Consider the following 20,186-nt stretch of genomic DNA (forward strand, 5'->3'; position numbering starts at 1 on the left):
ACAATATCCCCCTAGTTAAAGACTAGGGGGGTTTTTAGTATGGAAAGGAATTTTTAATCCGTATTAAACTATTCATTGACTCTCACGTTACGTCATAGCTTATTGTTTTTATTAGGAAGGAGGTAACAACCTTGCTAAAAGTAAAAGAGGTTGCAGATCTAACAGGAATTAGTGTGCGTACGCTTCATTATTACGACGAGATTGGCCTTTTGCCCCCTAGTAATACGACAGATGCGAGGTACCGGATTTACTCCGATGCTGATCTTGAAATGCTTCAGCAAATTCTCTTCTTTAAAGAGATGGGCTTTCCGTTAAAGAAGATCAAAGAGATTACCCATTCATCTGACTTTGACCGCATCGAAGCACTTGAGTTGCACCGAAACCTTCTGATTGAAAAGCGAAGTCGGTTGGATCAAATGATTAAGACAGTGGATAAAACAATTCAGCACGCCAAAGGAGACACGACTATGACAAATAAAGAGAGATTTGAGGGATTTGATTTCAGTCAAAATCATTATGAACAAGAAGCAAGAGAGAAGTATGGGGATCAAGCAGTTGATACGTCTAAACAAAACATCAAGAATATGGATCCGGAGAAGATTAAAGAAGAAACGGGTACAATCTATACGAAACTCGCTCAATTACGATATGACGCGCCTGATACAGACGAAGCGCAAAGGGCAATTGGCGAGTGGTATCATTTTCTGAACCGAATTGGTGAATATCCCCTAGAAGCTTTCAGAGGACTGGGGCAATTGTATGTTGATGACGAGCGATTCACTAAAAATATTGATCAGTACGGTGAAGGCCTAGCAGTTTTTATGAAAGATGCCATGGCACATTACGCGGACAGAAATAAGGAATAGAAAAACTGCTTCTCTGTACAGAGGAGCAGTTTTTTAGTCTGAGGAAACCTATGTCGTTTATAATGGAAAAAAGAAACAAAAAGGGCCCGTCTATATCTTGAAGCTTTTGTTAACTTAAGGAGGGGAAGTATGAACATAATGGTTGTTACTGTATTTGTATTCATAATCGTCGGTATGGTCGTTATGGGTAACCTGAAACAAGTAGATAAAGAGCATAAACAAGTGAAAAATAAGGTGGATCGAATAAAGAGGGACGTGGATGTGTCAGAACCTGAGGTAAATGAGGAAATTCGAACGCTCATACAAAATGGCGAAGAGATTAAAGCAGTCAAAAGAGCCCGCCAAGCTTTGGGGTTATCTCTCTTAGAAGGAAAGCGCTACGTAGATGTGTTAAATCGAGAAACAGAATGAAAAAAGATCAGAAGTTTATAGAAATTTTATATTTTGTTTATACATTGTAAATAAGTTCTCCTTAAGCTACTGATAAAACGTTTTGAAAGAATGCACTGCTTATGGAGATGTTGAATAGAGACGGGTGATGGTATGAGTTATACAATTTTATTAGCAGAGGACGATGAGAATATTATTGATGTCTGTAAACGTTATTTAGAGAGAGAAAAGTATTCTGTTGTTGTTGCTAGAGACGGTCAAGAAGCTACAGATAAATGGAAAGAATCGAAACCGGATGCTGTTATTTTAGACATTATGATGCCAGTTAAAAGTGGGCTTGATTTAGCAGAAGAAATCCGATTCGAAGAAGAAACGCCGGTTATTCTATTAACAGCCCTAGGACAAGAAAAAGATCGCCTCGCTGGCTTATCCATTGGTGTGGATGATTATATAACAAAGCCATTCAGCCCTCGTGAACTCGTTTTGAGACTCAAAAATGTCATGCGACGTTATGATCTTCACGGCAAGGATCAGGTTCAGCAATTTGGCTCGGTTACAATTGATGCTACAAAAAGAGCAGTATACAGAGCTAATCAACTGATTGATACAACAGCTAAAGAATTTGATTTGCTTTGGTTTCTTGTTCAACACGAAGCCCAAGTTTTTTCGAGATCGCATCTATTAGAGAGGTTATGGGGATTTGATTATGAAGGAGATACCAACACCATTAACGTCCACATTCGAAAGCTTAGAGAAAAAATAGAAGAGGATCCAGCTAAACCTGTCTATATCAAAACGGTCTGGGGCATTGGTTATAAGTTTGAGAGGCAACCTTTATGAAACTTAGGACCATATTAATCTTTTCAAACTTGTTATCGATCTCGATTATTATCATCTTTTTGCTTATTAGCTATGTGCATATGTTCCTTTCCACAGATGTCATCTTACTATTGTCACTGATTACAATTGGAGCCGGCCTTGTCTCAATTGTTTCACACTTGATTGTGACCCATCCCTTACTAAAAGGGGTGAGAGAACTGTCTGAAACATCTAAAAAGCTAGCAGAAGGTGAGTTTAATACTCATATTGAGGAGTCAGGGCCTAAAGAGTTTAAGGAATTAGCAGCAAGTTATAATCGAATGGCCGATGACTTGAATCAAATGTTCCAAAAAGTAAAAGAGTCAGAAGCATTTAAGCAAGAATTAATCGCTAATATGTCGCATGATCTCAAAACTCCTGTTGCTTCTATTAATTCGTATGTAGAAGCTTTGCAAGATGATGTTTTAGAAGATAAAGAAACAAGAGATGCTTATTTAGCTACCATTCATACTGAAACGCAGCGAGTTTCTCAACTTATTCAAGAATTATTGGAATTATCCCAGTTAGATAAGAATGAAGGAGCTTTAAAAGCGGAATGGATTCATCTGGACCAAGTAGTTATCGAAACCCTAGAGGAGTTTGACATTCTGTTACGAAATAAATCTTTACAACTCGATGTAAACTTAGAGGAAGGATTGAAACCTATTCAAGCCATTCCAAATCAGCTAAAGCGTGTGTTGAGTAATTTGGTTGAAAATTCCATCCGTTATACGCAAGATGGGGATCGTATCACGCTGCACATTTCACAAAGCATGAGTGAAACACGTTTCACACTAGATGATACAGGTCCTGGCATAGAAGAAGATGATCAGCAGCATATATTTGAAAGATTTTATCGGGTAGAGAAATCAAGGAATAAAAGTTACGGTGGTTCTGGTCTTGGACTGGCGATTTGTAAAGAAATCGTTGAGCGCCATGGAGGAGAAATTGGTGTGAAAAGTCAGATCCATGAAGGGGCCACATTTTGGTTCACACTACCATTCAACATGAAGGAGGAAGCAAAAGAATGAAATTAAAGTGGATTCTTTCTGCCGTGGTTGTTGCCGTATTGGGGATTATTTTCATTCCGATGGGTTATAAATATGTGTTTGAACGATCAACAGGAAGCGAAGCGGTAAATGCTGATGAATATGAAGCAGTAGCCACATTCGCAGGCGGTTGTTTCTGGTGTATGGAGCCTCCTTTTGAAGAGTTAAATGGAGTAAGCGAGGCCATTTCGGGTTATACAGGTGGAGATATGGAGAATCCATCCTATAACGATGTATCATCAGGTTCTACCGAGCATATTGAGGCGGTGCAAGTGCATTATGATCCGGATGTCATTAGTTACGAAACCCTTCTTCAAGTCTTTTGGAGGCAAATCGATCCAACTGATGATGGAGGTCAGTTCGTAGATCGAGGATATCAATACACGACAGCGATCTTCTATCATAACGAAGAACAAAAGAAAGCAGCCGAAGCTTCTAAGAAGACGTTAGCGGAATCAGATCGATTTGAGAAAGAGATTGTCACCCCGATCCGTGAAGCAAAAACGTTTTATAAAGCAGAAAATTATCACCAGGATTATTATAAGGAAAATTCCGTTCGTTATAAGATTTACCGAAGTAACTCTGGACGGGATGACTATTTAGAAAATACTTGGGGGGAAGACTTAAAGGTTGAAATCCCAGGTAACTATTCAGATGAAGAGTTAAAAGAAATGCTTACAGATATGCAGTATAAAGTAACTCAGGAAGATGGCACAGAGCCGGCGTTTGATAATGCCTATTGGGATAATAAAGAAGAAGGCATTTATGTGGATATAGTTTCTGGGGAACCATTGTTTAGCTCTAAAGATAAATACAAATCAGGCACAGGATGGCCGAGTTTCACAAAACCGCTAGTCGAAGAAAATGTAATAACCAAACCTGATCCAGGCCTATTTGGAACACGCACTGAAGTTCGAAGCAAACAAGCCGATTCCCACTTAGGGCACGTGTTTGAAGATGGCCCTGAACCAACGGGTCTTCGGTATTGTATGAACTCCGCCGCACTAGAATTTATCCCTAAAGAGGAAATGGAAGAAAAAGGGTACGGAGAATTCTTGGATCAATTTGAAGAATAACATGGATAAGGGGCAGTTGGAGTAGTATTTCGGCTGCTCCTATTTGTTTTGTGGATAGGATTTCTTGGTAAGGATAGAGAAGTTATATAGGTAAGGGGATAGACAACGTAAATGCTTTACGGGGAGTGACAACCCCTCTAGATAAGAAGTAAAAAGGTTTAGAGTTCCGCTAAATAAAGTCTGAATATTCGTTCTTTTCGTCGCCTCTTCATTATATTTATAGAGTAAGAGAATAGAAGGAGGGGAAATAGAAGTTATATTACATCGTTAACGATTAGATGATCGTCCATTGTCTTTTGTCCTGAATGTAGAGTAACAATGAGGGAGGAAAAAGATGAAAAAAGTCGAGATCACTGAGCGTGTGGTAGGGAAAGTGAATGGAGATGGCTTTGAACTGTTTTTTAACAAGGATCGTATTGGTGAAATAACGTTTCGAAATAACAAGAAAGAGTATGTGCTTCGATCCGGATTTGTTGCAGAAGGTCATCGCATATATAAAATGGAAGAAGCAGGTGAGCCTGTCACTCAATTCGTTCATGATTGCGACTTAGGTTGGTGCTAATCTAGTGGGGGCTCTAGCGAACGCTGCAGAGCCCCACTTTATTATGCTCTGATGATGTTTAATAGTTTTGTCCATATAAGCCGCCTTATATGGAACAATCGAAACTGAGAGAGTGTTTCCGTTAACTTTAATCGTGCGTAAGGTGGGCCTGGAAACCACTCGCTTTCCTGTGGGGAGCTGGTGAGCCTGCCCACGGGAGTCTCGCAGTTTCCAGGCCCACCTTTTCCATATTGGGGGATACGGAAACAAGGCAAATGTAGAATCAATTAGGCAACAGCAACACTCAAGCAGCGGGGCCGTTCTACTACTTTAATAAGGGGGTGTCTGGGGAACGGGGAGACTCCTACGGGAGAAAGAGGTCGACGAGACCCCGGAATGAGCAAAGCGAATGAGGAGGCTCGACAGCTCGCCCGTGGAAAGCGAGTCGTTCCCCAGACACCCCTAGCTCTCCATAAACGTAACGGCCTCACACAAAATAAAGTGTCTCAGCTTCGAGTCTTCAAGATTACTTCCTTATTATGAAAACTTTGTTCCATTTAACAAACCTAAATGAAAAAGGAGTCTATTCCATCATGAATACATTACATCATGGATTTTGGACGTATGTCGCATTGCGTAAGAAGAAAGAAGCTGTTCCTTATGCGATTGTAGGGAGTGTGTTTCCTGATCTGATTTACTATATTATGTTCTTTTATATCTTAATCTTTGGCGATATTTTTACTGCTAATGCGATAGAAGAGATGGGGTGGGCTGGGGTTGTGCATGATCTGGCTCATGCTTTATTTGCTCATCCGGTTGTGGAAGTATTAAGACAGGCGGGGCATTCAATCTTTATTTGGGGAATTACGTTTGCTTTGGTTGTTTATTACAAAGGATGGAAGTTGAATAAATGGACCGGTTTTATGTATGGTTGGCTTGGTCATGTTGTTATTGATCTACTTACGCATGTTAATGATGCTATACCTATCTTTTATCCAGTTAGTGATTGGATTATAAGAGGACCGATTTCATACTGGGACAAGCGTCATTATGGGGATATCTTCTCTTTAGTAAACGGAACCCTAATTGGTTTGACTATCATTTATTTGACTATAAAAAAAGTGAACGCTAGTAGAAAGCGTTCACTCTAATACCGAATCTTGTTTTTTGGAAGCTTTAGAGTGACTGAGTCGTTCTACAAAGCCTGTTATCTCATAGAAGTATTGGATAATAGGTCCGAGGAATAAGGCAGTAATGACTGTTCCTAGTCCAACTACATCCCAACCACCTAAATAAAGACCTAGGCCAGCAAGGGCGAATTCAAAGAGAATTCGTACTACTCGTTTCGATTGGTTTGTCTTCTCATTTACAATCATCATGAAGTGATCGACAGGAATATGAGGGAATGGAGCGCGTAAATACATTCCAATTCCAAGCCCCATGAATACGACACCAATAACGAATACACCCCATTGGGCCCACAACACATCAATGCGTGTATTGTTTAATACGTTGTACAACCATAGATTTAACGTCCACCCTCTTAAAAGGATAGGTAATAAGGATTCAAAACGAGGTCGTTTCCCTTCAATCTTGGCATTTACAAGGACAAGGGCTATAAATCCAATGATAAGTAAATAACCAATTTTGATATCAAATCGCTTAGATAAACCAAGTGCTACACTATCCCCGGGGGCTACCCCGACAGCTGAGATCACAAGAAGAGCTAATCCTAGGCTAGAGATTACAATACCGAATAAGTAAAGTGAAAATTGTAACCACTTTTGTTTTGAACCTAGGTAATGATGATACATTTCAGAAAGTTTAGACATGTTGAATCTCCTTTTTTCAGATTCGCCTTTTGAAACGTCTATGGAAAGGGTATACATATCAGTATGAGCAATTGATGATGCTTACTGTACTAAGGATAAAGCAAAATCAGTAAAAATTGAACTCAAATGTATAGATTATCCCTATTATACCCAATGAGACTTTTGTTTAGATAGAGAGAATGATTTTCATTTTAGGGTCTTTCAAATGATTTTGTAAACATATAACGGTTGTCCGGTAAGCGGAGATTGGCAGTTGAACGAAACTATTTTGATGAGGGGGAAAAGGGATGTATCCTCGAAATTATCGTTTTTTAGAACTGGCTAAGGAATTTGTTCAAAATGAGCTTGTATATAGCACATACGCCGTTTTAGTTGGTTCTGTTGCTAGAGGGGAAGCAGATAAATACAGCGACATCAACATTATTTGCTATACAGGCAGAGAGCAGTATTTGGGAGATCGCGTTATTTTTTATAGAGGTGAGTATATTCAACTTCATACAAAATCGATCTTAGAATTTCCAAATAAAGAATTGCTGGCATACAATCCGTGGCATTATCGCTTCCTTAGTGAGTCTATTATTTTAAAGGATACAAATGCAGAGTTGAGCAAATTGCAGAACTGGGCCAAGTCTTATTTTTCTTCGATTAAAGGGGAAAAAGGATCGATCCAGGATGTTGAAAGGTTGATTGAAGGGCGTATAAAATATGCAGAAGACCAAGTTGGAGCAGGACGAGCATTTGGGGCGACGCATGCTGCGCTTGCAGCTTTCACGGAAAGCATGTTATTACATCAATTCATCTATGAGAACAATGTAAGCTTAGGCCATATCGTCACGCACTTAAGGAAACTTGATCGATCGTCTGAGATTATGGATGTATTACCATTTTCTCCTACTTCAACAGTTACCTTTGAGAAAGTAGCTCAAGTGATGACTAAGCTTCGTGAACATCTTCGTAAATCTGGTTTTAATCATGTAGGTGGTTTATCAGAACTTGAAGATGATCTCTGGTCAAGAAAGGCTAGAAGAAAAGCGGAAGAGGGCGACGAAGCAAATGTGTTATGGCATGCTTACAATAAGGCTTTCTCTCTCTTACTTGAAACGTCTCAGGATAAGGAATTTGAAGACTATTTCAGAACATTGCCGTCCCAACTTAAGAGGAGTTTAGAGGATATTGGATTTATTTCCTTACCACCTCAAGATATTGAAGGACTACTAACCTATACAAAATACGTTATAGATGATTCTAAGCACAAGCTTAAATTGGAACAAAAATAAAAGGCCGCTAAAAATGCGGCTTTTGTCATTTTCCTGAGAATGATTTGTTTGAGGGAAAGGTCCGTAGGGAAAACGTTCTTAGTCAGAAGAAAATCTCTTGAAAAGGAGATCATTATGAAACCTCAAATACAACTTACTTTACTCGTCTTACTAGGCATCGCTTTTTTAGGTGTATTTTTACTTCCGCTTAGCTTTATGCTTCAACTGATATTCGCTCTTTTTTACATAGGAGCTATTTTAGTCATATCTTTTTATATAATTTTGGAGCGTAGGTCATCGACAAATACACTTGTGTGGATCCTTTTGATTCTCCTTCTCCCGATAATAGGTTATTTCTTTTACATTTATTCAGGGCAACTTTCAAGACAAGGGATTTTATTCCAGGAAAAGAGAAGGAAAGCTCATGAAGTGTTTGATGAAGAAGAGCCGGAAACAGAGAAGAAGGATATTAAACCATTAAATGGTCCGCAAGAGCGCATTCGTAAAATAGTAGAATCCTATGCACAAACGCCTCTCCGTAATGAGAATCACGTCAAGATTCTAACAAACGGTCAAGAAGCTTTCCCTGAAATCATGGAAAAGCTAAAACAAGCGAAATCATTTATTCATATGGAATACTATCTATTTAACAGTGATGAAACAGGGCGTGAAATAAAAGAAATTTTGAAACAGAAGGCGCAAGAAGGAGTTACTGTTCGTCTTCTTTATGATTCCGCTGGTAGTTTAAAACTAAAGAAAAAAGACGTGAAAGATATGCAGGAAGCAGGGATTGAAGTACATGTGTTTCTGCCAATTGCTAGTGGGCTTGCAACTCAAACATTTAACTTCCGAAACCACCGTAAGATTATCGTCATTGATAATGAAGTTGGATTTGTCGGAGGGATGAACGTCGGGGATGAATACCATGGAATCAGTGAGGAATTTCCAGACTGGCGTGACACACACATGGTCCTACGGGGTGCTGCCATCAAGGACCTACACTTAATCTTTCTTGTTGATTGGTGGTATATCACAGACGAGAACTTGGTGAAACAATATAGTACAGAAGCTATACCAGAACCTGAACAATCTAATACAAATACACAAGTGGTTCCAAGTGGTCCTCATAATGAACACCAGATTATGAGAGATGTGTACACAACGCTGATCCACAGTGCCAAAAAATCTGTAAAAATTGCTACACCTTACTTTGTACCTTCAAGAGAGATTCATACAGCCCTTCGAGTTGCAGCTCAGCAAGGTTTAGATGTGAAATTACTCATTCCAAAACCTTCTGATAACTGGCTTACTTATTATGCTGGTCACTCGTATTTTCCTGAACTGCTTGAAGACGGAATTCAAATTTATTTATATGAGAAGGACTTTATGCACCATAAAATTATGATTATCGATGATGAAACAGCTTCTATCGGTACGGCTAATATGGATTTAAGAAGTTTTTACCTAAACTTTGAAGTTAATCTAATTTTATATGACGGAGAACCAGTCGATAAGTTGATTGAGAATTACTATAAAGACTTAGAAGAGTCTAGTGAAGTGATTTACGATGAATTTGCGAAGCGAAAGACTTCAGAGAAATGGAAAGAAGCCTTCGCCCGACTCTTCGCACCTCTCCTATAGAGAAAAAGAGCATCACATTGCCAGCAGCAATGTGATGCTCTATTATGTGGGAGGTTCGATATTGAGAGTAAGGTGGTTCGGGAAAGCGAGTCGTTCCCCAGACATCCCTACCACTCCATAAACGCAAACGGCCCCACCCAACTTAGGTGTCTCACTTCCCTACAGGTAGTGTGTTACTGCTTTCGGGATGGTTGTACTAAAAACGTTAGTACAAAAAACAATGCAAAGCTTACTAATACAAGTGTTCCTCCTACGATGTAGAAGACGGTTGTGAAGCCTTTGGCAAGTTCTAAAGGGTTAACCATGTACAACCACATACCAAGTGTTAGGCCGGATGTGCCGATTATGGCGGTCCAGGCGTGGGTTTTTGCTAATTTTATAAATCGGGTTTCGAATAGTTGGTAAAAGGCGGACCAGGCAAATAGGGATAGCCACCCTACGACTAAGATGTGAGCGTGAATAGGCCGAAGGGCATACGCGCCTCCTTGTGAACCGGCCATGTGTGAGCCGATGAAGGCTCCGATTAAACCAAATAGGCCTGCGAAACGTAGTAACAATAGACTTATAGAATTCATACACCATTCCTCCATATCATCAATCTTCGTGATTCTAACTTTATCATAGTTGTAAAGTCAGAAAATATGCTAGTCTTAATGTTCAAGAATTCGACAAAGGTTTAATAGCCTAGTCAACCAATTGTGAATGAAAGAAGGGATCGAAAGTGAGTGTGTTTATCCAGGTCGTTTTCCCAGTGCTTCTTGTGTTTTTATGTGGGTTTGGCATTCAGAAGTGGAAGCAGTTAGATATTAAATCAGTATCCACCGTTGCCATTTATATTTTAACGCCGTGCTTAGTGTTTGAGACATTTTATGATGCGAAGCTAAATGGGGAATACATCATTATTGTAGTCTTTTCTGCATGTCTTCTTACGGCTATTATAATCATTAATAAAATCACAAAAGTCATAAAGGGGTATGATCAATCTGTTGAAAGCGGTATGATTTTATCTACTGCATTTATGAATTCAGGGAATTATGGGGCTCCCATTGTTCTGTTTGCGTTTGGTGAGGAAGGGTTTGCTTATTCAGTATCCTTTCTTGTCTTACAAGCCATTATCATGAATTTCTTTGGTGTGTACTACGCGGCAAGGGGACAATCCGGCATGAAGTTAGCTGCACAATCGGTTATGAAAATGCCGGCTACCTATGCGGTCATTATTGCATTACTTATGAATGTATTACATATTCCAATGCCAGAGAACCTTTTTTCCCCGATTCACCTTATTGCTGACGCTGCTATTCCTGGAGTTATGATTGTCTTAGGGATGCAGTTGGCTGATATATCAGTGAAATCGATGGAGTGGGGGAAAGTTAGCTATGCATCAAGTCTTAGGCTTCTGGTTTCACCTCTTATTGCTCTACTTCTAGTATGGCTGATGCCAGTGGATCCTCTGCTTGCTAAAGTGTTAATTGTTTCTGCAGCTATGCCTTCTGCAGCAACCACGACGATGTATGCAGTCGAATTTAATGCCAGGCCAGAACTTGTTTCAAGCATTACGCTTGTGACGACATTAGCGAGTATTGTGACGATTTCAACATTGCTAACATTTATTTCGTAAGTGGTTAAAATGCTCGTTATTTTATATAGTGAATATTATTTAACAATAAATTAGAGAAGCGGTACTGGCTATGAAATGCCAGTGCCGTTTATTATTCTAAAACAATAAAAGGGTTACATTTCTAGCAAAAAAGGGAATGGTCTAGGTAAGAATAAGGAGTGAACTAAAATGTTGATATCTTACGTACCTTTTGATGAGACGAGCGGTTATATAGAAGATGTAGTATCTCTGTCTCTTGAAGTGTGTGAAGGTGAGGAAACAAGTGAGTCTATTCGCTCGCAAATTATAAAGGATGCTTATGAAGAAGGTCATAAAGGTTGGATTGCTTTGTGCAAGGGGAAGGTCGTTGGCTATGCGTATGGCTATCATTGTGTAAAGAAGGACGTGAAACGATCTGATTTAGAACCTGCAGGTGAAAATAGAGCCGAAGGCATTTATGATTGCTTCGAATATGTTGAGTTGACCGTATCTCCGAAATATAAACACGCAGGAATTGACTCCACGTTAGAGAAGCGCTTACTAGATGAAACGTTCGCACATAAAAAAGAAGAATCCGTTTAAGTTGATTACAAGAATGTAAATATATCAACCATGCTATTGCCTCCAAAGATGCTTCCCTATAAAATGAGGGAGATGTTTAGTGAAGGAGGCAATTGTGTGAAGACTTACATAGAAATTTTGCTTGTCGCTTTTCGGTTAGGTTTGACCTCGTTCGGTGGCCCTGTTGCTCACTTGGCGTACTTCCAAGATGAGTATGTGAAAAGACGGAAATGGCTTGATGATAAAAGTTATGCAGACCTTATTGCGTTGTGCCAATTTCTACCTGGTCCTGCTAGTAGTCAGGTAGGCATCTCTATAGGGATGGTTCGTGGTGGGATCTTAGGTGGAATTTGTGCGTGGGTTGGGTTTACCCTTCCGTCTATTGTAGCTCTAATTCTCTTCGCGCTTACCGTTCATTCTTTAGGAATCCAAGACGCTTCCTGGGTGAAAGGGTTAAAAGTCGTTGCCGTAGCAGTAGTGGCTCATGCGATTATGAATATGGGCAAGAAGTTAACACCAGATCGTCCTCGTATTACAATTGCGATCCTAGCAGCGATCGCCCTGTTGTTCTATCAAACTGCTTTATTCCAGATTGTTGTCATTCTAGCTGGTGCAATGAGTGGTATTATTCTTTATCGTCATGCTGAGCTACCTGAAGGACAGGATGTAGGGCTCAGGTTTAAAAAACGAACAGGAATTATATCTCTATCGATTTTTGCAGCCTTGCTTGCTGTTATTCCCATAGTGGCGAATGCTAGTTCTTCCATATATGTGACGATTTTTGATATCTTCTATCGAGTTGGTTCGATTGTATTTGGGGGAGGCCATGTGGTTCTGCCTATGTTAGAAGCTGAAGTTGTCTCAGCACTTATTTCTAAGGACCTATTCTTAGCGGGATACGGGGCAACACAAGCTGTACCTGGACCTATGTTCACGTTCTCAAGTTATATCGGAACAGTGGTAAAAGGGGTTCCAGGCGGGATTGTGGCATCTATAGCGATGTTTCTGCCATCATTCTTGCTGTTGATTGGCGTGCTACCGTTTTGGAACTCACTGCGAAAAGTAAAACGAGTACGTGCGGCCTTGCTAGGTGTAAATGCTGCTGTAGTTGGTCTATTGCTTGCAGCATTCTACGATCCGATTTGGACAAGTGCGATCGAAGCACCTAAAGATGTAGCAGTAAGCCTGGGCTCATTTGCGTTATTATATTTCTGGAAGCGCCCAGCTTGGCTCGTTGTAATCCTAACCGTGCTTGCCTACGTGGCTGTATCGGCGATTGTATAAATATTGTTGAATTGAAAAAGATATGGGGGGACCATATCTTTTTTTGTACACGAAGCTGAGATATTTAAAGTGATGGGCCCCTAATTTAATAAAAAATTATCAGACTTGTCAGATAATTAAAAGGTGTGTTATGATGGGTTCACGATATGAAACCGTTTACAAAAGTGGTGATTAGATCTGATGGAAGAGACCAAATTGCGTAAACAGGCCATGGTATCACTCACGGGAAGAGAGCAACAGTTTTCGAAAGAGAATAACTTCTTGTTTAACTATGGAACACTTGTCCTTACATCACTCGCACTTCTTGTACAACATTATTTCATGTAAATCTACATCGTAATCGTTACCCCCTAAAATGATAGCATAAAAAAGATCCCCTGACGCTCAGCGCCAGGGGATCTTTCATTCTTTTAATGGCCAGATGCTTTGGCATTTGGTTTATCATGAACAGCGAGTTTGTTTACTAAAGTAGAACTTGCGTCATTAAGTCCCATAATTTCCACGTTCGTACCTTGTTCTTGGAATTTCATCACGACTTTATCAATCGCTCCAACCGCTGAATCGTCCCAAACGTGTGTGGCACTGAAGTCAATCGCTACTGTGTCCACTTCTTCTTTATAATCAAAGTAATCGGCGAATTCGGAAATAGATGCGAAGAACATTTGACCTGTTACACGGTACATACGCTTACTATGCTCAGCATCTAATGTTTTCTCAACGTGAATATTAGAGATTTTTGCAACGAAGAAGATTGCACTTAAGATAATACCTGCAAATACACCAAGAGATAGGTTGTGTGTGTAAACAACTGTTCCTACGGTTACAATCATAACAGCTGCGTCAGTAACGGGCATACGATGTAGCTTCGTTAGAGAAGACCAATCGAAAGTACCGATTGATACCATAATCATAACACCTACAAGAGCTGCCATTGGGATTTGCACAAGGATATCTTGTAAAACGAGAATCAGGAATAATAAGAACAAGCCTGCTATTAAAGTGGAAAGTCTTCCACGTCCGCCAGATTTTACGTTAATGACAGATTGGCCAATCATCGCACAGCCGGCCATACCGCCAAAAAATCCAGCAACGACGTTAGAAACACCTTGCCCACGAGCTTCTTTGTTCTTGTCACTCGGCGTGTCTGTCATGTCGTCCACAATTTGAGCTGTTAGTAACGATTCAAGTAGTCCCACAATGGATAATGCAAATGCATATGGGAAAATAATTTGAAGCGTTTCGAAATTCAGTGGAATATCAGGAATTAAAAACATTGGTAGTTCACTTGGTAATGTACCCATGTCTCCAACTGTTCGAACTCCTACGCTTGTTGTTAAAGCAATTACTGTCATAACGATAATGGCAACAAGAGGAGCAGGGATCACAGTCGTAAAGCGTGGTAGGATATAAATAATTGCAAGAGACCCTGCAACCATTAGGTACATCGCCATTCCTTCACCTTCAAAGTGTTGAAGCTGAGCGGTAAAGATCAGAATCCCCAAAGCGTTCACAAACCCGATCATAACTGAACGGGGGATGAACTTCATAAATTTGGCGACCTTCAATACACCAAACAAATACTGCAAAACCCCGGTTAAAATCGTAGCGGCTAATAGATATTCTAAGCCATGATCTTTAACCAGTGTCACCATCAAGAGCGCCATAGCACCTGTGGCCGCTGAGATCATACCAGATCGACCGCCAGTAAAAGCAATGACAACCGCAATACAGAAGGATGCGTACAAGCCGACTTTAGGATCTACACCTGCAATGATAGAGAAGGCAATTGCTTCAGGAATCAGAGCAAGAGCAACAACAATACCAGAAAGTACGTCTCCCTTAATGTTTCCAAACCATTGTTGTTTTAGAGATTGTACGTTCAAATCGACACCTCTTTCTTCAATTTTTAATGTTGGCTTTCGACCGCGCCGAAAGCAATCCGATTGCAACGAGAGTGATTATAACACGAAGGGGGCAAAACAAATAACCCCGTGTAAGCGTTTAATTAAGGTTTTTTCTTCAGATATCTCGTATATGCTTGTCTATAGACCCCCGAACCATAAAAATGACATTTTTTTGTCTGAATATTTAATGGTCCTTTAGAGATTAAAACCGTGGTATGATTAGAAGTGTAGCCATATATTAGGGGGGAGTTTTGTTATGTATCAACGAATACTTCTAGCCACAGATGGATCTGAATCTGCTCTGCGAGCTGCTCATAAAGCTGCACATCTTGCTAAGATTGAAGCATGCGCAAGGGTAACCATCGCCTATGTCGTCGATCCAGCCGCCTCAAAACACGACGTTCTTACAGAAGGAAGCAGCATGAGTCTCCTAGAACAAAAAAGGCACGAACGAGTTAAACCGGTTGAAGGTTTATTCGATCGCAAAGAAGTAAGTTACGATTTTAAGCTGTTAAAAGGTGATCCAGGAACAGAACTTACTCGCGTAGCCAATGAAGAGGAATACGATGTCGTCATCATGGGAAGTCGAGGTCTTAACGCACTTCAGGAAGTCGTTTTGGGTAGTGTTTCTCACAAAGTGACCCTTGGAGCTCAATGTCCGGTGATGATTGTGAAATAATAAATAAGGAAGAAAGTAGTATCAAAAAGGCAGAATCCGTAGCGGGTTCTGCCTTTTTTGTAGGTATAGATTACTTGGAATGACGTAACGGTCAACGGAATGTCGTAAGAGTGGGGAGCAGTGACCAAAGTCATGCGTTGAATGACGAAAGCGTAGTCTGGAGTGACGAAACGGTCAACGGAATGTCGTAAGAGTGGAGAGCAGTGACCAAAGTCATGCGCTGAATGACGAAAGCTTAGGCTGAAGTGACGAAACGGCTATAGGAATGACGTAAAAAAGCACGCAGTTCTAAACTGCGTGCTACTCCACTATCTCTTTATACATCAATTCTTCATCTAAATAGTGACCCTCTTTAAGCTTTATAGCACGTGGTTCGTGTCCGTATTTAGTGAAACCGTATTTTCGATAAAGGTCGATCGCTGGTTGGTTCGTGGCGACAACGCTTAGATGGAGTTGTTCAATATGTAGGGATTGGGCTTTTGCTGTGCAGGAATCTAATAAGGCAGTACCTACACCAAGACCTCTTGTTTGCGGGGATACGTACATGGCTAGTATGTGTCCTTTATGTTTGAACTTTGTGTGGGTTTCTGGGTGAAGGGTAACCACTCCACGAAGATGGCCATCTATAAATGCTCCGTATGTGTGTGTGCTTTGGTTGCTTAATTGATCAGCAGTGCGTTCTACAGGACTTGTCCTTTGCTTCGCTTCATCGTAAGTGGTAATAAAGGCTTCTGGGTTTGTGAGTAGAGATTCAAGGCGTAGGTTCCAATAAATTTCTGCGTCAATGGAGCCTAGTCGTTTAATGTCCATATCATACCTCCTCATTAGTAGCAGTTGATCTTATTATACTGTTTTTATTCGAGTGGCGAAATACCAATATAATTTATTCCTTATAAGCCCCCTTATACGGAAGACTTGAAACTGAGATATTTCCTATTTTGTGATAGATAGAGACGTTTCCGTAAGCTTGATTAGAGCGTAAGGTGGGCCTGGAAATCACTCGCTTTCCGCGGGCGAGCTGTCGAGCCTCCTCGGGAAAACCACCCTGCGGGGTCTCGTCGACCTCTTTCTCCCGCAGGAGTCTCGCAATTTCCAGGTCCACCTTCGCCAAATAGGGAGATACGGAAACGCGCTATATTTGTGAAGTAGGGGGCTTAAGAGCAACTTGTATAAGCGGTCCGTTCACCTAATTAATGTCAGGGTAGGCTTGGGGACTGCGAGACTCCCGCGGGAAGAGGAGCCTAGGGGAGACCCCGCAAAGCGCGGAGCGATTGAGGAGGCTTCCCAGCTCCCCGCAGGAAAGCGAGTTGTCCCCAAGCCTGCCCAATCACTCTGCTTGGCAACGGACCTAACCTGACCCAGTGTCTCAGCTTCGAGTCTTCAACAACCCTGCCCTATTCTTAAACACTTTGTTAGATGGAATTGCTTTTTTGGGGTGAGGGAACTTAAAAAGAAAATAGCACCTGGCCAATGCCAGGTGCTTATTGTATATGGTGAAATTCATTTTTAGCGAAAGAGCGTAACAAGCGTTGGGATAGGTAAATGGCGATGGATATTCCTAATAGAAGCAATCCCATGGTGGTTGCTACGCTTGTAAAAGGGAGTTTCCATACGACCACCAAAAATATTCCAAAACCGCATGCTTGTATTAGCATACTCTGTAGTGGTACAAATCTTGCTTTGAATACTTGTTGTTCATCGCTCCAATTAAGCTTAGGCTGTTTAGCGTCTAGGTACACACCAAACAGGTTAGAGAACCAGCTCGTTCCTAAGGCTAAACATAACCACAGGATTATATAAATCCAAGGAATGTTAATGACAAAGGCGAATACGGCCATAAGAATAATGAGTGAGATCCCTTGAATGAGGAAGGCGGAAAATGCCTTGCTGAAAAGAATGGTTTTCGGGTGAACGGGCATGTATAAGTTTGTAAACCAACTTCGACCTTCGCGTGAGATGGCAGTTGTAGCCGTTGGGTTGGTTCCAAGTACAAATAAAGTAAATCCAATCATACCTATTAATATATATTTTCCATCAACGGAACCAATTTCAGCGGTGAGTTCTGAAATTCCATTATCGAGAAAAAGCATGATGGCTAAAAAAATCGGCGCAAACAAATTTTGAACAACGCAATTAATAAAGAAAGAGGGGGTACGAAAAACAAGTTTAACCTCTTTCCTTGTATAGCTCCAAAATGGTGAGAGATTCTTGTTACTTGAATGAATATCAACCGATTTCCGGCTCTTGCTTCCTCCTGAGACTCCTCTAACACCATGGTAGTAAAGCTTCTGTCCGGCTAGTAAGAAGATAGTTACGCTCACCAATGTAATCAGGATAAATCCGATGAAAGCGAGTAGAGATTGCCACAAAGGGAGTTGACCATTTAGCGCTTCTGTAGCTAAGAAGACATTTGGCAGAAATTTAGTGGTATTCCATAACACATGTTCTTGCTCTGCTAGCCACTTTCCGGCATCTTGAGAAACATTGCCTGCATCTTGGTTAAGTCGAATAACCACATTAACTCCAACAATAAACACTAGCGAGAAAACACCGGCAAATACTTTAGTGCGATCTTTATTCTTTGCAATATTGGCATAACGCATAACAATCATCATGAGTAAGCTAGCAAAGATAAAAGGAACAATCGGGAATAAAAGCAACGTTATCAAGGCAGTTAAGTAATAACCGATTGAAGCACCTGAATACATACCATATAGCAAAAACACAGGTCCAAGGCCAAATAATGTAAAACCATATACTGATACAAGAGGCCCGATTGATTTCCCTAATATGATTTGATAAGGGTGCAAAGGGAGTGGAATGTAAGTTTCGATGTCATCAGAGAAATAAAAGGATGTCAGAATTGAAGGAAGACTAGTAAACAGTAATAAAATGCTGACAAGTAATAGAGCGATAGCTATGATCATGTTGGATAGTCCCGCTGGCGATAATATCGTGTGAAGACCAGCAATAATACTATCTAAAAACCAAAACCAAATGACCAACATTATTAACGTCAGGGCGCTAATGATGGCTGCGTTCACTTTCTGACCGCTACTCTTACTAGACCAAGAGAAATGCATCTTCATCATGATCTTACTAAGTTGGATCATTTTATTCATGTTCAGTCAGCTCCAAGAAAATGTGTTCAAGCGTCTCATCTGACTGGTATTTCTCTCGCATAGCATCCATTGTGCCGTAAAATTGAAGTGTACCATCTTGTATAATCGCAACTTCATCACACAGCTGTTCGACAACTTCGAGAACGTGAGTAGAGAAAAACACCGTTTTGCCTTTTGCTGCATGCTCGCGCATCATTTCCTTTACAGCATAAGATGACTTGGGATCGAGTCCTGTAAGAGGTTCATCAAGTATCCATACATCAGGATCGTGAAGGAGGACACCTGTAATAACAATCTTCTGGCGCATCCCATGGGAATAGGTTTGTATGGTGTCATTTAAGACATCATAAATCCCGAAGGTTTTCGTCATCCGCTCAATTTTCTCTTGGCTTATATGTTTTGGAACTTCATACATATCTCCTATGAATTGAAGGTATTCTATTCCTTTTAACCGCAAGAATTGGTCGGGATGGTCTGGCACGTAGCCGAAGGAGCGCTTAGCTTCAATTGGATTTTCTGAAATATTATGTCCATTGATTGTAATGGATCCTTCATCAATCGGAAGAATGCCTGTAATCATTTTGATTGTTGTTGATTTCCCTGCTCCGTTAGGTCCTAGAAAACCAATGATCTTTCCGTCTGGAATGGAAAGATCAAGTTGGCTAACGGCGGTTTTATTTTGATTATACTTTTTAGTAACCTGATTGATTTCAATCATAAAGCCCCACCTTTATAAACTATTACTCGTACATACGAATGAGTGAAGATAATGTTTCGTAATTTATCATAGCAGATAAAGAGGAGGGCTTACTATTAAAGGTTAAATTATTGGTTAAGTGAAAGCTCCGTCATTTCTAGTGTATCTACTGTTGCTTCCTGGTCTCCTGGGGTAATCCGGTAAGCAGCTGCTTCTGGTCGTGATGCAATGGCAACATGGATATCGCTTCCTACAAAATGAATGGCAGCTCCATCATCTAGAGCAAATCCTGTTAGAATATGCTTTTCTTGAATAAAATCGAGATAGTTTTCTTTCCATTTTGGATCTCCGTTATAGTGAGGGCACAGACTCCCGGGTAAGAAATCGAGTCCTTTAACTGTACTCATTCCACCTGGTGTGGAGTCTGAAAGTCCTTCATTAAACCAACATATGGCTCCCGCGCTTAGACCAGCTAGAATGATGTCGTCATTCCAAGCTTTCTCCAAAATTTTATCGAGTTCCCATTCTTTCCAAAGGGCTAGCATGTTTCGCGTATTTCCACCACCTACATAAATGATGTCCTGTGATAGGAGAAATGCCTCATAGTCCGTTACTTCTGGTTTAAGTAAAGATAAATGAGTCGGTTCGCACTCTTCTTGGTTAAAGAAATCATAAAACTTTTGGATATACGCTTCGTCATCTCCGCTCGCCGTTGCTAAAAAGCAAATCTTCGGGCGAAGTTGTTCAGATTGATTTAAAATATATCGGTCTAGCAGGGGGTTACCGTCTTCTGCAGAAAATCCGCCACCGCCCATAGCAATTATATTCATGTT

21 protein-coding genes are annotated in these 20,186 nt (G+C 40.6%); 14 read left to right on the forward strand and 7 right to left on the reverse strand.

Annotation, left to right across the window (positions count from 1 at the left end):
- Positions 1-110 precede the first annotated feature (110 nt).
- The 7 genes from ACYX4O_RS03820 (at position 111) to ACYX4O_RS03850 (ending at position 5,931) form a co-directional block, all read left to right on the forward strand.
- Positions 111-866 carry a MerR family transcriptional regulator gene (locus ACYX4O_RS03820; RefSeq protein ID WP_476357005.1) on the forward strand — a complete coding sequence of 252 codons (756 nt, stop codon included), beginning with the start codon at positions 111-113 and terminating at the stop codon, positions 864-866.
- 129 nt (positions 867-995) lie between these two features.
- Entirely contained in the window at positions 996-1,277 is a 282-nt protein-coding gene (locus ACYX4O_RS03825; RefSeq protein WP_476354729.1) for a hypothetical protein, read from the forward strand.
- A gap of 132 nt (positions 1,278-1,409) precedes the next feature.
- The gene (locus tag ACYX4O_RS03830) at positions 1,410-2,096 is read left to right on the forward strand and encodes a response regulator transcription factor (protein ID WP_476354731.1); all 687 of its coding nucleotides are present in this window, start codon (positions 1,410-1,412) and stop codon (positions 2,094-2,096) included.
- The gene (locus ACYX4O_RS03835; RefSeq protein ID WP_476354733.1) at positions 2,093-3,145 is read left to right on the forward strand and encodes a sensor histidine kinase; all 1,053 of its coding nucleotides are present in this window, start codon (positions 2,093-2,095) and stop codon (positions 3,143-3,145) included. Before ACYX4O_RS03830 ends, ACYX4O_RS03835 begins: the two co-directional genes overlap by 4 nt.
- Positions 3,142-4,239 (forward strand): peptide-methionine (R)-S-oxide reductase MsrB, encoded by a 1,098-nt coding sequence (gene msrB, locus ACYX4O_RS03840; RefSeq protein ID WP_476354735.1) that lies wholly within the window; start codon positions 3,142-3,144, stop codon positions 4,237-4,239. Before ACYX4O_RS03835 ends, msrB begins: the two co-directional genes overlap by 4 nt.
- Positions 4,240-4,573: 334 nt before the next feature.
- Positions 4,574-4,801 (forward strand): DUF2553 family protein, encoded by a 228-nt coding sequence (locus tag ACYX4O_RS03845; RefSeq protein ID WP_476354737.1) that lies wholly within the window; start codon positions 4,574-4,576, stop codon positions 4,799-4,801.
- Positions 4,802-5,373: 572 nt separating this feature from the next.
- Positions 5,374-5,931, forward strand: a complete 558-nt coding sequence (locus ACYX4O_RS03850; protein ID WP_476354739.1) for a metal-dependent hydrolase — start codon at positions 5,374-5,376, stop codon at positions 5,929-5,931.
- Here ACYX4O_RS03850 and ACYX4O_RS03855 read toward each other — a convergent pair.
- Positions 5,923-6,612, reverse strand: coding sequence for a YczE/YyaS/YitT family protein (locus tag ACYX4O_RS03855; RefSeq protein WP_188654102.1), 690 nt, complete (start codon positions 6,610-6,612; stop codon positions 5,923-5,925). The two genes, ACYX4O_RS03850 and ACYX4O_RS03855, sit on opposite strands and share 9 nt — an antisense overlap.
- A 287-nt stretch (positions 6,613-6,899) precedes the next feature.
- On the opposite strand from ACYX4O_RS03855, the gene ACYX4O_RS03860 reads away from it, so the two are divergent.
- Positions 6,900-7,889 carry a nucleotidyltransferase domain-containing protein gene (locus tag ACYX4O_RS03860; RefSeq protein ID WP_476354741.1) on the forward strand — a complete coding sequence of 330 codons (990 nt, stop codon included), beginning with the start codon at positions 6,900-6,902 and terminating at the stop codon, positions 7,887-7,889.
- A 114-nt stretch (positions 7,890-8,003) separates the two neighbouring features.
- Positions 8,004-9,509: a cardiolipin synthase gene (gene cls, locus ACYX4O_RS03865; protein WP_476354743.1), complete on the forward strand. Its 1,506-nt coding sequence runs from the start codon at positions 8,004-8,006 to the stop codon at positions 9,507-9,509.
- Positions 9,510-9,682: 173 nt separating this feature from the next.
- On the opposite strand, the gene ACYX4O_RS03870 is transcribed toward cls, so the two are convergent.
- On the reverse strand, positions 9,683-10,084 hold the full coding sequence (locus ACYX4O_RS03870) for a hypothetical protein (protein WP_188654096.1): 402 nt from the start codon (positions 10,082-10,084) through the stop codon (positions 9,683-9,685).
- Between the two features lie 146 nt (positions 10,085-10,230).
- On the opposite strand from ACYX4O_RS03870, the gene ACYX4O_RS03875 reads away from it, so the two are divergent.
- The 4 genes from ACYX4O_RS03875 to ACYX4O_RS03890 all read left to right on the forward strand — a co-directional run bounded on the left by ACYX4O_RS03875 (position 10,231) and on the right by ACYX4O_RS03890 (position 13,278).
- Positions 10,231-11,127 (forward strand): AEC family transporter, encoded by an 897-nt coding sequence (locus tag ACYX4O_RS03875; protein WP_476354745.1) that lies wholly within the window; start codon positions 10,231-10,233, stop codon positions 11,125-11,127.
- Between the two features lie 168 nt (positions 11,128-11,295).
- On the forward strand, positions 11,296-11,688 hold the full coding sequence (locus tag ACYX4O_RS03880) for a GNAT family N-acetyltransferase (protein ID WP_476354747.1): 393 nt from the start codon (positions 11,296-11,298) through the stop codon (positions 11,686-11,688).
- A 96-nt stretch (positions 11,689-11,784) separates the two neighbouring features.
- On the forward strand, positions 11,785-12,951 hold the full coding sequence (gene chrA / locus ACYX4O_RS03885) for a chromate efflux transporter (protein ID WP_476354749.1): 1,167 nt from the start codon (positions 11,785-11,787) through the stop codon (positions 12,949-12,951).
- Positions 12,952-13,131: 180 nt separating this feature from the next.
- Entirely contained in the window at positions 13,132-13,278 is a 147-nt protein-coding gene (locus ACYX4O_RS03890) for a hypothetical protein (protein ID WP_188654075.1), read from the forward strand.
- 83 nt (positions 13,279-13,361) lie between these two features.
- Here ACYX4O_RS03890 and ACYX4O_RS03895 read toward each other — a convergent pair whose 3' ends face one another.
- Positions 13,362-14,834: a SulP family inorganic anion transporter gene (locus ACYX4O_RS03895; protein ID WP_476354751.1), complete on the reverse strand. Its 1,473-nt coding sequence runs from the start codon at positions 14,832-14,834 to the stop codon at positions 13,362-13,364.
- A gap of 277 nt (positions 14,835-15,111) precedes the next feature.
- Between ACYX4O_RS03895 and ACYX4O_RS03900 the strand changes: the two genes are divergently transcribed.
- Positions 15,112-15,534: a universal stress protein gene (locus ACYX4O_RS03900; protein ID WP_476354753.1), complete on the forward strand. Its 423-nt coding sequence runs from the start codon at positions 15,112-15,114 to the stop codon at positions 15,532-15,534.
- Positions 15,535-15,834: 300 nt separating this feature from the next.
- On the opposite strand, the gene ACYX4O_RS03905 is transcribed toward ACYX4O_RS03900, so the two are convergent.
- From ACYX4O_RS03905 to ACYX4O_RS03920, 4 genes are all read right to left on the reverse strand, one after another.
- The gene (locus tag ACYX4O_RS03905) at positions 15,835-16,344 is read right to left on the reverse strand and encodes an N-acetyltransferase family protein (RefSeq protein ID WP_476354755.1); all 510 of its coding nucleotides are present in this window, start codon (positions 16,342-16,344) and stop codon (positions 15,835-15,837) included.
- A 671-nt stretch (positions 16,345-17,015) separates the two neighbouring features.
- Positions 17,016-18,656 (reverse strand): putative ABC transporter permease subunit, encoded by a 1,641-nt coding sequence (locus ACYX4O_RS03910; protein WP_476354757.1) that lies wholly within the window; start codon positions 18,654-18,656, stop codon positions 17,016-17,018.
- On the reverse strand, positions 18,649-19,374 hold the full coding sequence (locus ACYX4O_RS03915; RefSeq protein ID WP_476354759.1) for an ABC transporter ATP-binding protein: 726 nt from the start codon (positions 19,372-19,374) through the stop codon (positions 18,649-18,651). Before ACYX4O_RS03915 ends, ACYX4O_RS03910 begins: the two co-directional genes overlap by 8 nt.
- A 107-nt stretch (positions 19,375-19,481) precedes the next feature.
- Positions 19,482-20,183, reverse strand: coding sequence for a Type 1 glutamine amidotransferase-like domain-containing protein (locus ACYX4O_RS03920; RefSeq protein ID WP_476354761.1), 702 nt, complete (start codon positions 20,181-20,183; stop codon positions 19,482-19,484).
- Between the last annotated feature and the right edge of the window lie 3 nt (positions 20,184-20,186).

It is taken from the genome of Pontibacillus sp. ABV4_188 (genome assembly GCF_056311905.1).